At 63.2% G+C, this 14,489-nt stretch carries 11 protein-coding genes; 7 read left to right on the top strand and 4 right to left on the bottom strand.

The genetic code is table 11. The annotated features are described in order from the left end of the window. Window positions 1-69: 69 nt before the first annotated feature. Genes FJ527_RS05440 through FJ527_RS05425 form a run of 4 tightly spaced genes read right to left on the bottom strand, consistent with a single transcriptional unit; the run spans window position 70 to window position 5,220 of the window. The gene (locus FJ527_RS05440; protein WP_140714808.1) at window positions 70-657 is read right to left on the bottom strand and encodes a sarcosine oxidase subunit gamma; all 588 of its coding nucleotides are present in this window, start codon (window positions 655-657) and stop codon (window positions 70-72) included. After that, the gene (locus FJ527_RS05435; protein ID WP_140714810.1) at window positions 650-3,643 is read right to left on the bottom strand and encodes a sarcosine oxidase subunit alpha; all 2,994 of its coding nucleotides are present in this window, start codon (window positions 3,641-3,643) and stop codon (window positions 650-652) included. The genes FJ527_RS05440 and FJ527_RS05435 overlap by 8 nt, the downstream gene beginning before the upstream one ends. Further along, complete coding sequence (locus FJ527_RS05430) at window positions 3,640-3,936, bottom strand: sarcosine oxidase subunit delta (RefSeq protein WP_140615891.1); 297 nt, start codon at window positions 3,934-3,936, stop codon at window positions 3,640-3,642. The genes FJ527_RS05435 and FJ527_RS05430 overlap by 4 nt, the downstream gene beginning before the upstream one ends. Window positions 3,937-3,960: 24 nt before the next feature. After that, complete coding sequence (locus FJ527_RS05425) at window positions 3,961-5,220, bottom strand: sarcosine oxidase subunit beta (protein ID WP_140723944.1); 1,260 nt, start codon at window positions 5,218-5,220, stop codon at window positions 3,961-3,963. Between the two features lie 196 nt (window positions 5,221-5,416). Here FJ527_RS05425 and FJ527_RS05420 point away from each other — a divergent pair, with 196 nt between their 5' ends. From FJ527_RS05420 to FJ527_RS05390, 7 genes are all read left to right on the top strand, one after another. Further along, window positions 5,417-7,903: a mechanosensitive ion channel family protein gene (locus tag FJ527_RS05420; protein WP_140714814.1), complete on the top strand. Its 2,487-nt coding sequence runs from the start codon at window positions 5,417-5,419 to the stop codon at window positions 7,901-7,903. A gap of 210 nt (window positions 7,904-8,113) precedes the next feature. Continuing rightward, window positions 8,114-8,377 carry a hypothetical protein gene (locus FJ527_RS05415; protein WP_027145877.1) on the top strand — a complete coding sequence of 88 codons (264 nt, stop codon included), beginning with the start codon at window positions 8,114-8,116 and terminating at the stop codon, window positions 8,375-8,377. Window positions 8,378-8,599: 222 nt separating this feature from the next. Continuing rightward, window positions 8,600-10,033, top strand: coding sequence for a UbiA family prenyltransferase (locus FJ527_RS05410; RefSeq protein ID WP_140822068.1), 1,434 nt, complete (start codon window positions 8,600-8,602; stop codon window positions 10,031-10,033). Window positions 10,034-10,035: 2 nt separating this feature from the next. After that, on the top strand, window positions 10,036-11,385 hold the full coding sequence (locus FJ527_RS05405) for an FAD-binding oxidoreductase (protein WP_140822066.1): 1,350 nt from the start codon (window positions 10,036-10,038) through the stop codon (window positions 11,383-11,385). A gap of 122 nt (window positions 11,386-11,507) precedes the next feature. Continuing rightward, window positions 11,508-11,942: an EamA family transporter gene (locus FJ527_RS05400; protein WP_015317404.1), complete on the top strand. Its 435-nt coding sequence runs from the start codon at window positions 11,508-11,510 to the stop codon at window positions 11,940-11,942. Then, window positions 11,939-12,946 carry an NAD(P)-dependent oxidoreductase gene (locus FJ527_RS05395; protein WP_140822064.1) on the top strand — a complete coding sequence of 336 codons (1,008 nt, stop codon included), beginning with the start codon at window positions 11,939-11,941 and terminating at the stop codon, window positions 12,944-12,946. Before FJ527_RS05400 ends, FJ527_RS05395 begins: the two co-directional genes overlap by 4 nt. Window positions 12,947-13,006: 60 nt before the next feature. Continuing rightward, complete coding sequence (locus FJ527_RS05390) at window positions 13,007-14,479, top strand: aspartate aminotransferase family protein (RefSeq protein WP_140822062.1); 1,473 nt, start codon at window positions 13,007-13,009, stop codon at window positions 14,477-14,479. Window positions 14,480-14,489 lie beyond the last annotated feature (10 nt).

Here is a 14,489-nt window from a genome sequence, read left to right as displayed (position 1 = left end):
CGGCAGGATTCTCTAGCGGCAGAACCAGCCGGCATTGAGGCCAGAGGCCGCGGCTCTAAGACCGCATGCCTACTGCACCTCGTAACCGACTTCCTCGCTGGCGTGGCAGAGCGCCTTCCAGAACGAGCGCGCGAAGGAGCGAAAGACATAGATGTCGAACTGGTCGGTGCCGGTGCGCTGGATCTGGGCGAAGACATCGTGATGCGTTGTCGAGCGGCCGGCGCCGACCGGAAAGGCAGGCAGGGCGAAGTCGATGGCGAAGAATTTCGACAGCACCCATTCGGCTTTCGGCCCGGCAATGCGGATCGCGGTGCGGCCATGCGACAGGTCCGTCACCGTGCCGATCGCCGGCGTTACCGCCTTGGTCAATGCTAGGGCCAGTCCTTCGGCTTCATCGGTCACCGTGAATTTTCCCGGCGCGAAGCCGAATACCGCTTTCACGCCGTCGCTCGAGCCGCCGCCGGCGCCATCGGGCAGAGCAAGCCCGGTGACGGTGCGGATGGCCTCCATCAGTTTCTTCTCCTCGCCTGGCCATGCCGCGAGTTGCACGATCGAGCCCGGCCTGGTTTCGGTGAGCAGGATCTCGACGCCATGTTCGAAATTGCCGTGCGAGCCGACATGGAACTCCGGCTCGAGGGGCGATTGACGCTCAGCCATGCATGCGGGTCCCTTCCGGATCGTAGAAGTGGTTGGAGACGATCTCCACGGGCCCGAAGCGGTTGCGCAAGGGATCGGAGACATGCGCACGCGTGCCGTTCCTGGCCTTGCCGCCCTTGACCAGCGCCAGCGCGATATGCTTGCCGAGCGCCGGCGAATAGCAGCAGGCGGTGATGTGCCCGATCGAGCCGTGCGGATTGGCTTCGTCGACGTCCTCGACAATGTGCGCGCCGCCATTGAGCGGCCGGTTGTCGAGCGCGATCAGGCCGACCAGTTCCAGCCGCTCGGACGCGACGAGACCTTCCCGATCCATCATCGCGGAGCCGATGAATGGCTTCTTCTTCGACAGCATCCAGTCGAGATGCAGGTCTCGCGCGGTGGTGCGGCCATCAATCTCGGCGCCGGTGACATGGCCTTTCTCGATGCGCATCGTGCCCAGCGCCTCGAGGCCGTAGGTAACCAGCCCGAACGGCTTACCGGCCTCGACCAGTGCTTCCCAGACATGGGTGCCATGGCCGGCGCCGGAATAGACTTCGAAGGCCATTTCGCCGGAGAAGGAAAGCCGGCAAATCATCACCGGAACGCCTGCGATCTCGCCGTGCACGATGCCCATGAAGGGCAAGGTGGCGTTGTCCACGGCAGTGCCGGTGACGCAGGCTGCCAAAATCTGCCGCGCTTTCGGGCCGCCGATGGCGGCTCCCGCCCATTCGTCGGTCACCGAGGTGACGTGGACCTTGAGTTCCGGCCAGATCACGTCGAGAAAATATTCCAGATGCTGCATCACCTTGCCGGCATTGGCCGTGGTGGTGGTCATCAGGAAATCCTGTTCGCCCAGGCGCCATGTGGTGCCGTCGTCGAAGGCAAAGCCGTCCTCGCGCAGCATCAGCCCGTAGCGCGCCTTGCCGACGGCGAGCGTCGAAAACATGTTGGTGTAGACACGGTCGAGGAATGCGGCGGCGTCGGGACCCTGCACGGCGATCTTGCCCAGCGTCGAGACATCGACGATGCCCGCGGTTTCGCGCGTCGCCTTGGCTTCGCGCACATAGGCCTGTTCGACGGTTTCGCCCGAAAGCCCGTAGATCATCGGCCGGTACCAGAGGCCGGCGGAGTACATGGTCGCGCCATTGTCGACATGCCAGTCATGCATCGGGGTCAGCCGCTCGGGCTTGAGATCGCCGAAGCGCTCCGCTGCCAGCGAGCCGATCGACACCGGCGCGAAAGGTGGCCGGAAACGGGTGGTGCCGACTTCCGGGATCGGTTTGCTCAGCGCTTCCGCCATGATGGCGAGGCCGGGGACGTTGGAGCTCTTGCCCTGGTCGGTGGCCATGCCGAGTGTGGTGTAGCGCTTCAGGTGCTCGACAGAGACGAAGCCTTCGCGATGCGCCAGGCGGACATCCTCCGCCGTGACGTCGTGCTGGAAGTCGACGAAGCTCTTGCCGCTGCCCTTGACTTCGAACACAGGCGCGGGATCTGGATCTCCGGGAGCTGCCTCGACAGTGGGCAGTGCCGTCGGCGTGGCGGTGCCGCCACTCGCGGCAAGGCCTGCGGCGCGCCCTTCGGCGATTGCCTCTCCCGTCGAAAAGCTGCCGGTGAACGCGCCGGCGCCGATCCAGCTTTGCGTCGGCTTGGGCGGCAGGAAGGCCTGCCGGGCCGCGTTCCATTCAGCCTTGGCGCCGGCCTGGCTGGCCAGATGGATGGTCGGCGACCAGCCGCCGGACATCAACAGGCAATCGGCATGGATGCTGCGCGCGTCGCCGCTCAGCGCGCCCGCGACCATGTCGAAGCGCTGAACCTTGAGGCCGGACAAGGCCTTGCCGCCTTCCGTGGCGACCACCGCATGGCCGGAAAGCAGTTCCGCCTCGGCTTCGCCGGCCAGGACGCCCATCTCGGCGGATGGTTGCGGGCGCACGTCGACGATGGCAACGATCGCCGCACCCGCCTGCTTCAGCGCCAGCGCCGAGCGGTAGGCGCTGTCATTGTTGGTGAACAGCACGACCCGTTGGCCCGGCAGCACGCCGAATTCGTTGGCGTAGCGCTCCGCCGCATGCGCCAACATCACGCCGGGCCGGTCATTGCCGGGAAACACCAGCGGCCTTTCGAAGGCGCCGGTGGCCAGCACGACGGATCCGGCGCGGATCGCCCAGTAGCGATGGCGCGGCTCCCCCTTGGCGGGCTGCGCCTTGTGGTCGCTGACCCGCTCGAGCGCGGCAAGCGTATTGTTGTCGTAGTAGCCCCAGACAGTGGTGCGCGGCAGAAGCCGGACATTGTCTCGCGCCTCAAGCTGGGCCACGGTGCGCCGCACCCAATCAGCGGCGGGTGCGCCATCGATGGTTTCACCGGACCAGTTGGCCGATCCGCCGAAACGCGGCTCGAGATCGGCCAGGATGACGCGGGCGCCCTGGTCGGCGGCTGCCTTGGCGGCCATCAGGCCGGCCGGTCCGGAGCCGACCACAAGCACGTCGCAAAAAGCGTTCATGCGCTCGTAGCGGGCCGGGTCCTTTGCCGATCCGGCGCTGCCGAGGCCGGCGGCGCGGCGGATGAAATGCTCGCAGAACATCCAGAAGCGCGTGCCTTTCAGCGGGCCGACAACCGGTCCCATGAAGGTCTTGTAGTAAAACCCGGCCGACAGCAGTTTTCCGCCGAGCTGGTTGACGGCATGGATGTCGAAGGCAAGCGAGGGCAAACGGTTCTGGCTGACGGCGACCAGCCCGTCATGGATCTCGACCATGGTTGCCGGAATGTTGGGTTCGCGCACTTCGCCCTTCAGCACCGTGACCAGCGCGTTGGGCTCCTCGACGCCCGCGCTCAGCAGGCCGCGCGGCCGATGGTATTTGAAAGAACGCCCGAACAAGGTGACGCCATTGGCCAGCAGCGCGGACGCCAGCGTGTCGCCGCCATGCCCGGTATAGGCAACGCCGTCGAAGGTGAAGCGGATCGTCTTCAGCCGGTCTATGCGGCCGCCCGTGTCGGTGCGTCGCGGGCTCATGGCTTGTCCTCCGCCTTGCGGTGCGCGGCCGAGCTGTGATCGCCACGCGCGAAGGCGACACTGGAAATCTCATGCGTCAGCGTGTTGCGCACCACCCTCAGGTGAGCCCGGCAGCCGCCGGAATGCTGCCAGATCTCGTTGTGGTCGCCGGCCGGGTTCAGCCGGTCGTAGACATAGGCATTCCAGGCCTCGAAATTCTGCGAGGCGGGGTCGGGACGTTCGCGGTTGCCGTCACCCTGATAGGTGAACTCGATGACATCGCGCGGGCCGCAATAGGGGCAAGTGATCAGCACGGAATGTTCCTAATGAAGCCTTGTCTAGTGGAGCCTCGGGTTTGCACCCTGGCCCTTGTCGTCGATCACCAGCCCGCGATGAAAGCGGTCCAGCGTGAACGGGGCGTTGAAATCGTGAGGCTGATCCTTGGCGATGGTCCAGGCAAAGCACCAGCCGGAAGCGGGCGTCGCCTTGAAGCCGCCATAGCACCAGCCGCAATTGAGATACATGCCAGGTAGGGGCCCCATGGTGATGATCGGCGAGCCGTCCATCGACATGTCGCAGACGCCGCCCCAGGAGCGCAGCATGCGCACACGCGCAAGGCCCGGGAAAAGCGCCAGCATCTCGCTCATCACCTCATCGACGATGGGCAGGTTTCCGCGCTGGGCGTAGCTGTTGTAACCGTCGATGTCGCCGCCATAGACAAGGCCGCCCTTGTCGGACTGCGACATGTAGAAATGGCCCATGCCGAAGGTCACGACCGTGTCGATGAAGGGTTTCAGTGATTCGGTGACGAAGGCCTGCAGCACATGGCTTTCGATCGGCATCGTCTCGACGCCGGCCAGTTGCATGACCCGTCCGGTGCTGCCAGCCACCGCGACCGCGACCTTCTTGGCCCTGATATCGCCGCGCGAGGTGGCAACGCCGGTAACCCGGTCGCCGTCGCGCAGGAAGCCGGTGACCTCGCAATTCTCGATGATGTCGACGCCGCGCCGGTCGGCGCCGCGCGCATAGCCCCACGCGACGGCGTCGTGCCGGGCGGTGCCGGCCCGCCGCTGCATCAGGCCGCCGACCACGGGAAAGCGTGCACCGTTGGAGATGTCGAGCGCCGGGATCAAGCGCTTGATCTCGGCTGGTGTCATCAATTCCGCATCGACGCCGAGATGGCGCATCGCGTTGCCGCGTCTTGCGTAGTCGTCGAACTGAGCCGGCGTGTGCGCCAGGTTCAGGCAGCCGCGCTGCGAGAACATGACGTTGTAATTGAGCTCGTGCGACAGGTTTTCCCACAGCTTCATCGAATGTTCGTAGAAGCGGGTGTTGGCGGGCAGCAGGTAATTTGAGCGAACGGCCGTGGTGTTGCGGCCGACATTGCCGGAGCCCAGCCAGCCTTTCTCCAGCACCGCGACATTGGTGATGCCGTGTTCCTTGGCTAGATAGTAGGCGGTCGCCAGCCCATGCCCGCCGCCGCCGATGATGATGACGTCGTAGGATGCCTTCGGATCCGGCTTGCGCCAGGCCGGCTTCCAGTCCTTGTTTCCCTTGAGCGCGTTCGCAAGCAGCGAAAAGGCCGAGTACTCTGCCATCATTGTCATCCGGTTCGGGCGATGCGGCAGACTATAGAGCAGGGGGCTGATACAAAGCCAATATTGCGCCATCGCCTTTCGACTGGCCGACGCTCGATGAGCGCGATCGTCGCGGTGACTTGCCCCATGATATGGCCGTCTTTATCAAGGACAGGCTTTTTGAATGCCTTTGCCGTCCGCGAGTCGCCAATCCATCATGTTTTTTCGATTGCTTCGCCTTATCCTGGTCCTGGCGCTTGTCGTTTCGGCGCCGCTGTCGTTCGAGGCGGCGGCGCAAGGCGTTGGCCAGGCGCCCGCCGGATTGGTCGCCGATCAGCAAAAGATCATTCAAGGCCTGACGACCAAGGCCGACAATTTCGAGAAGCAGATACAGCAGGATGGCGAGGACGACAGCAACCTCGTCGACATCCGCCTGCAACTCGAGGAATTGTCACGGCAATCGCTGACCAGCGCGCTGGCGTTCCGCACACGCCTGGGCGAAATCAACAGCAGGCTCGAACAGCTCGGGCCGCCGCCCGCCGCCGGCCAACCGGCTGAGCCCGACATCGTCAGCGCCGAACGCGAGGGGCTGACGTCCGAAAAGGCCGAGATCAACGCGGTCATCGCGCAAGCTCAATCCTTGTCGATCCGCATCAGCGGGCTGATCGACAAGATCGGCAACATGCGCAGCGCGCTGTTCCGCAATCTTTTGACGAAGCGCTACGTGCTCTCGGACGCGCTGAGCCCGCAGGTGTTTTCCGATGCGCGCGACGAGTTCGGCAATTTCTACAAGGCGGTGTCGTCCTGGCTGAGCTTCGCCATCAAGTTCAAGTTTCAGGCTATCCTGGCCGCCACCTTCATGGCGCTCGGCCTGGCGCTGGTGCTGCTGGTCGGCGGGAGGCGCCTGTTCGGGCGGGTGTTCGAGGCCGATCCGACCAATGAGGACCCATCCTATCTCAGCCGCCTGTCCGTGGCCTTCTGGTCGACCTTGCTGCCGACGCTGGCTGTCGCCGCCTTTCTCGGCTCGACGATCTTCTTTTTCAATTATTACAACGTGCTGCGCGGCGATATTGGCCTCTTCCTCAATGCGTTGGCCACGGTCATCGGCGTGGTGTTCTGTGTCAATCGGCTGACCAACGCTGCACTCGAGCCGCGTTTGCCCAACTGGCGGCTCATCCCCGTCGAAACCGGGCCGGCGCGCTGGCTGGTCCGCCTGACCACCGCCATGGCCGTGGTCATCAGCTTCAACACCTTCCTGTCGGTCGTCAACGACAAGATGGGGTCGCCGCTGTCGCTGACCATCGCGCGCAGTTTCGTGGCCACCATCATCGTCGGCGTCATCCTGATCCTCATGGCGATGCTGAGGCCGTTCAGGGCGCGTGACGGAAGCTGGCGCCCGTGGCCGGCCTGGCTGCGCTACACCTCGCTCGGGCTGGGGCTTTTCACCATCATAGCGGCGCTGCTCGGTTATATCGGCCTTGCCCTGTTCGTCTCGCTGCAGGTCGTGGTCACCGGCACCGCGCTGATAACGGCCTATATCGGCTTCCTGTCGGCGCAGGCGATCGGCGAGGAGGGCGCTTTCGCCAACACCTCGGTCGGGCGTTGGCTGTCGGCCAATTCCAGCTATGAAGATACCGCACTCGACCAGCTCGGCCTTGTCGTCAGCATCGCCATCAACGTGATGATCATGCTGGTGTTTCTGCCGTTGATCCTTTTGATGTGGGGCTTCCAGCTCGGCGACATCGAGGCGTGGGCGTACAAGCTCGCAACCGGAATCAATATCGGTTCGGTGACCATTTCGGTCACTGGCATCCTGTCGGGCATCGTCGTCTTCGTTATCGGCTATTTCCTGACGCGCTGGTTCCAGGGCTGGCTCGACGGCTCGGTCATGGCGCGCGGCAAGGTCGACACCGGAGTGCGCAACTCGATCCGGCTGGCGGTCGGCTATGCCGGCGTTGCGCTCGCCGCACTGGTCGGCATCTCTGCGGCCGGCATCGACCTCTCCAGCCTGGCGCTGGTCGCGGGTGCGCTTTCCCTCGGTATCGGCTTTGGCCTGCAGAATGTGGTGTCGAATTTCGTCTCCGGCCTGATCCTTCTGGCCGAGCGGCCGTTCAAGGTCGGCGACTGGATTGTGGCCGGCGACGTCAGCGGCACGGTCAAGAAGATCAGCGTGCGTGCCACGGAGATCGAGACTTTTCAGCGGCAGTCGGTGATCCTGCCCAATTCGAACCTGATCAACAACGCCGTCGGCAACTGGACGCACCGCAACAAGCTCGGCCGCATCGACATCAAGGTGGGCGTCGCCTATGGCAGCGACGTCAAGCAGGTCCACGCGGTGCTGCTGGATATCGCGCGCAGCCATCCGCTGGTGCTGAAGAACCCCGAGCCTTTCGTCTTGTTTTCCAATTTTGGACCCGCCGCGCTCGAATTCGAGATCCGCGTGTTCCTGGCCGATGTGATGAACGGCAACATCGTGCAGAACGACGTCCGCTTCACCGTGCTGGAAAGATTCGACGACCAGCATATCGAAATCCCGTCCACGCCGCGCGCGGTCGTCGAGGCCAAGAAGCACGTGGCATGGCCGACCGACGACGACAAGATCGAGGTCGATTTCGCCGAACGGGAAGAGGCCAAGGCGCAAGCCGAGGCCGAAGCGAAAAAGCTGCCGAAGCAGCGCAAGTCGAAGAAACCCGATCCGGACTAGGCTCTGGATCCTCCTACCGGGCTGCCATTGCCGAGACGCATTGCCGCGCGGCCAGATTGACAGGGTGGGTATGTGCGAAAGCCAAAGCCAATTGCGGCATGAATGCGGCATTCAGTTGCGGTTCAGCTTCCATCTCATATAAGCTCCCATGCAAAGGCGAGAATGCCTTGTGGAAATGCAACAGAGGCGGTGGGAACACCGATATTGCAAATGTGGAAGTCTCTCGTCGCTGCCGTGGCCTTGCTAGCCGTGAGCGGCTCGGCCCATGCCGCCAGCGCGGTCAACAAGGACGCCGAGACGCGCACGCTGGTCGTGACCGAGGGCGGCAGCAAGACCGAGCTTGCGCTGGCTGGCGGTGAAACCGTCGAGTTCTGCCAGAATGGCTGTTTTGTCACCTTGCCCAATGGCGACCTTGAAGCCCTGACCGGTTCGGAAACCGTCGAGATTTCAGGCGGCGTCGCCCGCATCAAGTAATCTCGGTGTGATGATTGGAAAGGCCGGGCGTTTGCTCGGCCTTTTATTGTTTCCGGTAGCTGTTGTTTAACAATGACGATGGAAATACCGCGGCGGCAGCCCTTTGCAACCGTACGTTTTAATGTTCGCTAGGCGATCCCCCGCTATCAGCATCAAGACGCCGAAACACGGCGCCCAACGGGTTCCGGTTTCCGGATCAGACGCTGGCAGGGCAGGACGGGCATGGACGCGCGGTCGGACAGGAACGCAATACCGCTTGCGGTCGATCTCGACGGCACGCTGATCGCGACGGACCTTTTGTGGGAAGGATTGTTCATCCTCCTCAAGAAGAACCCGCTCTATTTCTTCCTGGTGCCTTTCTGGGCGGCCGGCGGACCGGCGCGGCTGAAGCAGGCGATCGCCCAACGCATCGACATCGACCCCGCCACGCTGCCCTATCGGGCGCCCCTGCTCGACCGGCTCCGCACCGAGCACGCCGAAGGCCGCAAACTCGTGCTGGCCACCGGCACGCCGCGCAAGTTCGCCGACGCCATTGCTGTCCATCTCGGCATTTTCGACCGGGTACTGGCCACCGAGGGTCTCGACAATCTCACTTCGGGAAAGAAGCGAGCCTCCCTCCTTGCGGCCTATGGCGATGCCGGTTTCGACTATGCCGGCAACAGCCGCCATGACCTCCAGGTGTTCGACGCGGCACGCAGCGCGATCGTGGTGGCGCCGGACCGTCATGCCGCGCGCTGGCAGGCGGCGCATGGCGCCGAAACGATGCCGGCGCCCAAGCCGACGTTGCGGACCATCGTCAAGATGCTGCGCGTCCACCAGTGGCTGAAGAATTCGCTGATCGCCGTGCCGATGATGCTGTCGCACGAATATTTCAATTCCAACATGATCTGGGAATGCCTGCTGGCGTTCATCTCGTTCAGTGCGGTGGCGTCGGTGATCTATATCCTCAATGATTTCTTCGACCTTGCGCTCGACCGCAAGCATCTGACCAAGCGCAACAGGCCGTTCGCCAGCGGTGCGCTGTCTATTCCGTTCGGCCTTGGCGCAATCGCGGTGCTGCTGGCGATCGGCGTCGGCACCGGGTTGTTCCTGTCGCTTGAATTCCTGGCTGTGCTCGGCGGCTACATGGTCGTTACCACGGCCTATTCGCTGTCGTTCAAGCGCATGCTTCTGGTCGACGTGCTGACGCTTGCCGGCCTCTACACCATTCGTGTGCTCGCCGGCGCGGCCGCCACGGGCGTCGACGTCTCGTTCTGGCTGCTCGCCTTCTCGATCTTCTTCTTCCTGTCGCTGGCACTGGTGAAGCGCTTTGTCGAATTGCGCACCACAGCCATTCCGCCCGGCGAACGCATTGCCGGCCGCGGCTATCGCACCGAAGACCAGGAGATTGTCGCCCAGGCCGGCATGGCTTCGGCGTTCTCCTCGGCGCTGGTGCTGGCGCTCTACATGGACAGCGTCGCGGTGCGCGAACTCTATCCGCATCCCTGGCTGATCTGGCCGCTGGCGCCGATCGTGCTTTATCTCACCATGCGTGTCTGGATCCTGGCGCGCCGCGACGAAATGCACGATGACCCGGTCGTCTTCATCATTCGCGACTGGCGCAGCCAGATCGTGGTGGCGATCGGCGCGGTGCTGCTGGTCATCGGAGGCTGGTAGGCATGGCGGAACGCTTCCAGAGCTTTGGCCTTGCCACGCCGCCAGCGGCAAGGGCGATCCACGCCGATGACGCCATTGCGCTGCTGAAGGGCGGCCAGGCCAGGCAAGCGTCGCTGCTTGCCTATGGCAACGGCCGATCCTACGGCGATTCCTGCCAGAACCAGCTCGGCACCGTCATCGACATGCGGCCCCTGAACCGCATTCGCGGCTTCAACGCCGAGAGCGGTCTGCTCGAAGCGGATGCCGGGGTGCTGCTCGCGGATGTCATTGCACATGCCGCGCCTCATGGCTTCTTCCCGGCGGTGGTGCCCGGCACACAATTCGTCACGCTCGGCGGCGCCATTGCCAACGATGTCCATGGCAAGAACCATCACCGGCGCGGTACGTTCGGTTGCCATGTGGAGAGTTTCACGCTGCTTCGGTCGGATGGACACAGCTATCGCTGCTCTGCGGCCAACAATCCGCGCCTGTTTCGGGCGACCATCGGTGGCATGGGGCTCACCGGCCTGATCCTGTCGGCTTCGATCCGGCTGATGCGGGTTCCGTCGCTCGATATCGTGGAAAAGACGACGCGGTTTCGCGACCTCCGCGAATATTTCGACCTTGCCGAAGCGGCGGACCAGGCCAATGAATATGCCGTCGCCTGGATCGACCAGCTCGCCGGTGGCCGCAACAGCGGACGGGGGCTGCTGTTTACGGGCAACCACGCCGAGCACGGCTCGCACGCGGCCGCGCGTGCGAGCGCGAAATTCTCCGTTCCGCTCCAGCCGCCTTTCAACGTGCTCAGCCGGCCGTTCCTGACCGCTTTCAACGCCGCCTACAGGTGGAAAAAGGGGCAGGCCAAGGTGCCGCGCCAGGTCGAATACCAGGGCTTCTTCTTCCCTCTCGACGGTGCGCGCGACTGGAACAGGCTCTATGGACCGAAGGGGCTGTTCCAGCATCAGAGCGTGGTCCCGGAAGAGGCCGCGCGCGCAATCGTGCCGGCACTGCTCACGGCGGCCAGGCAGGCCGGGCAGGGGTCGTTCCTCACCGTCTTGAAGCGCTTCGGTTCGATCCGCTCGCCGGCGCTGCTGTCGTTCCCTCGTCCGGGTTACACGCTGACGCTGGACTTCCCCAACAGGGGAGCGGCGACACTTGCCCTGCTCGGCGAACTCGACCGCATGACGATCGCGGCTGGTGGGGCGGTCAACCCTTACAAGGATGCGCGCATGAGTGCTGCAACCTTCGTTGCTTCGTTCCCGGAGTGGCCGAGGCTGGAAGCGCTGCGCGATCCCGCCTTCATGTCCGACTTCTGGGCGCGCACGGCCGGGATTGTCGACCTGCGGCGGCGCGATGCAGAGGCAGCCGAATAGGTAAACTTAGAATGAATCGTGGTTTACGAATGTTTAATGTCCAGATTTACCTAGAAATGTCTTGTGGGTTCACGAAATCTTTTCAGATTTGTATTAGCTGATATCACAGGGTGGCGGGCTGCATGAAATATATCGTCTTCATTTTGTTTACGGTCATGACAAATGCTGCTGCGCAGCTGATGCTGAAGCAAGGCATGATGTCGCTCGGACCGATTTCATTCGAGGGCACCAATCCGCTGATCAAGCTGTTGCAGATCGTCTTCAGCCCCTGGGTCTTCCTTGGCCTGTGCACCTTCGTCATTTCGATGGCCTCGCACCTCTACGTGCTTTCCAAGGTCGAGCTTTCCTTCGCCTATCCGTTTCTGAGCCTGGCTTATGTCGCGGTCGCGATCTTCGCCTATTTCGTCTTCCGAGAAGACCTGAATGGCTGGCGCATCGCCGGCATTGCCTGCATCTGCGTCGGTACGGTGCTGATCGCGCAAAGTGGGCGAGGGCATGAAGACCAGAGCGCTTCCATCACGCCCGACAAGATACAAGCAAACGAGATCGTTCGATGAGACATGTGATTTTCGGGGGTGACGGCTTTGTTGGCCGTCACCTGGCGCCGAAGCTTGTGGCCGACGGTGAAGAGGTTGTCGTCGCCGACATCGTCAGGAGCGACCTTGCGCATTACCGCACTGTCCGCTTCATCAAGTGCGACGTCACCGACCAAGGCTCGGTTGCCGCGGTCGGGCTGAAGGCCGACGACATGGTCTACAATTTGTCGGCCAAGATGCTGTCACCGATCCAGGTGCGGGCGAAGCGGCACGATTTCTTCTTTCCGGTCAATTTCCACGGCACCGAGCACATCCTGCAGGCCATGGACAAGGCTGGTGCCCGCAGGCTCGTCCATTATACGACGGACATGATCTATGGTCACACCGTCACCCAGCCGATGACCGAGGAGCACCCGGTCGCGCCGCTCGGCGAATATGGCTGGTCGAAGCAGAAGACCGAGGAACTGGCCGCCGAATGGCGCAAGCGCGGCATGTCGGTCTCGCTGTTTCGCCCACGCCTGATCATCGGCCCCGGCCGCCTCGGCATCCTCGAAAAGCTGTTCAAGCTGATCGACTGGAACTTTCCCGTGCCGATGATCGGTTCGGGCCGCAACCCTTATCAGTTCATCTCGGTGTTCGACTGCGCGGAGGCGGCGCGCGCCGCGTGGAAGGCCGGTGTGCCCAACGAGGCCTATAATCTCGGGTCGCTCAATCCGCCGCCGGTGAAGAAATTGCTTGGGGACCTGATCCGGCATGCCGGCTCGAAGTCGATCCTGATGCCTACCCCGGGCTGGGCGGTCAAGCGCACGCTCGACCTGCTCGACCTCTTCAACATGCCGATCATGGATCCGGAGCAATATCTGATCGCCGACGAGGACTGTGTGCTCGACGTGTCCAAGGCCGAACGGCAGCTCGGCTGGGTGCCGCAATACCGCGACGAGGACATGCTGATCGCCGCCTACAGCGAATACCGCGCCAAGAAGGCCGGGCCCGCCGTCGCCACCAAACATGTCCCCGCCGAATAGGGGCGCGCCGAACAGTTTATTGCGCACGACGCCAGTCGCGGGCGCGAACAGGAGATTGAAATGACCGTCATGGCCAAGCCGGAACAGACGAATACGCGCACCCTGGTCAGCGCGCCGACACTGTCGCCCGCCACCACCGCCAAGCCCGACCTGATCAGCGTCGAGCAGGCCAAGGCGATGGATGTCGCAGGGATGACCGACCTGTTCAAGGCGCATCTCAACCCCGGCCAGCTGCATTTCATGAAGCTGCTCGGCTTCCACAAGATCAAGATCGAACGTGCAGAGGGCATGTTCTACATCGACCAGAACGGCCGCAAGATCCTCGATTTCTTCGGCGGCTTCGGGTCGCTGGCCTTCGGCCACAACCATCCGCGCATTCTGGAAGTGCGCAAGAAATTCCAGGAGGAAAAGCGGCAGGAAATCGCCATCGCCTTCATGTCGCAATATGCCGCCGCGTTGGCGCACAACATCGCCAAATGTTCGCCTGGCGATCTCGACATGGTGTTTTTGGGCTCGTCGGGCTCGGAAGCGATGGAAGCGGCGGTGAAGCTTGCCGAGCGTGCCGCCGGCCCGAAGCGGCCGAAAATCGTCTATGCCGAGAATTCATTCCACGGCAAGACCAAGGGTGTGCTGGGCATCACCGACGGCCAGCTCTACCGCGCCGAGTTCAGGATGGCCGACAATACCGTCCGCATTCCCTTTGCCGATATCGAGGCCGTCGAGCGCCTGTTCCGCTCCGATCCGGAGATCGGCGTCATCGTGCTGGAAACCATACAGGGCGGCGGTGGCATCATCCAGGCGCCGACTGAATACTGGCGGAAGCTGCGGGCGCTGTGCGACCAGTATGGCGTGCTGTGGGTCGCCGACGAGGTGCAGTGCGGCTATGGCCGCTCGGGGCGCTTCTATGCCTTCGAGCATCATGGCGTCGTGCCCGATGTGACGGCACTGGCCAAATCGCTGGGTGCCGGCAAGGCCGCTGTCGGCGCGATGATTGCGCGCCGCGAAATCTACATGAAGGCCTACGGCACGCCGAAGACGGCGATGATCCATGCAATGGCCACTTTCGGCGGCATGGGCGAGGCGTGTGCCACGGCGATGGAAGGCATTAACGTGCTTTACGACGAGGGGCTGATCGACAACGCCGCCGTCACCGGCGAGTACCTGCTGCAGCGGCTGCAGGCACTCAGGGAAAAATACCCGAAGATCATCAAGGACGTGCGCGGCAAGGGTTTCATGGTCGGGCTGGAGTTTCACGACTTCTCGCAGACCTTGCCGATGGTGCTGCGCCCCATCGTCAGCGTGCTCGACGAGAAGCTGAAGGGTTCGCTGTCCGGTTTCGTCGGCGCGCTGCTGCTGCGCGACTACGACGTGCTCGTCGCCTTCACCGAATACAACCGCAACGTCATCCGGCTCGAGCCGCCGCTGATCTGCCAACGCGAGCATGTTGACCGCTTCGTCGATGCCTTCGACAGTCTCTTGTCGCGTGGCATCGTGGCGATCGTGAAGGATTTCGTCAAAAGCCAAGTCCGTTGAAACGAACGTT

It is taken from the genome of Mesorhizobium sp. B2-4-18, assembly GCF_006441385.1.
GTDB classification, from domain to species: Bacteria; Pseudomonadota; Alphaproteobacteria; order Rhizobiales; family Rhizobiaceae; genus Mesorhizobium; species Mesorhizobium australicum.
Note: the sequence above shows the minus strand (reverse complement) of the source record. Positions and strands in the feature narration are given on the sequence as shown.

Excerpts from the sequence above, each read along its gene's own strand:
- FJ527_RS05400 (WP_015317404.1), top strand. The coding sequence starts at position 11,508 with ATGAAATATATCGTCTTCATTTTGTTTACGGTCATGACAAATGCTGCT.
- FJ527_RS05420 (WP_140714814.1), top strand. The coding sequence starts at position 5,417 with ATGTTTTTTCGATTGCTTCGCCTTATCCTGGTCCTGGCGCTTGTCGTT.
- FJ527_RS05425 (WP_140723944.1), bottom strand. The coding sequence starts at position 5,220 with ATGGCAGAGTACTCGGCCTTTTCGCTGCTTGCGAACGCGCTCAAGGGA.
- FJ527_RS05405 (WP_140822066.1), top strand. The coding sequence starts at position 10,036 with ATGGCGGAACGCTTCCAGAGCTTTGGCCTTGCCACGCCGCCAGCGGCA.
- FJ527_RS05395 (WP_140822064.1), top strand. The coding sequence starts at position 11,939 with ATGAGACATGTGATTTTCGGGGGTGACGGCTTTGTTGGCCGTCACCTG.
- FJ527_RS05390 (WP_140822062.1), top strand. The coding sequence starts at position 13,007 with ATGACCGTCATGGCCAAGCCGGAACAGACGAATACGCGCACCCTGGTC.
- FJ527_RS05435 (WP_140714810.1), bottom strand. The coding sequence starts at position 3,643 with ATGAGCCCGCGACGCACCGACACGGGCGGCCGCATAGACCGGCTGAAG.
- FJ527_RS05415 (WP_027145877.1), top strand. The coding sequence starts at position 8,114 with ATGTGGAAGTCTCTCGTCGCTGCCGTGGCCTTGCTAGCCGTGAGCGGC.
- FJ527_RS05440 (WP_140714808.1), bottom strand. The coding sequence starts at position 657 with ATGGCTGAGCGTCAATCGCCCCTCGAGCCGGAGTTCCATGTCGGCTCG.
- FJ527_RS05410 (WP_140822068.1), top strand. The coding sequence starts at position 8,600 with ATGGACGCGCGGTCGGACAGGAACGCAATACCGCTTGCGGTCGATCTC.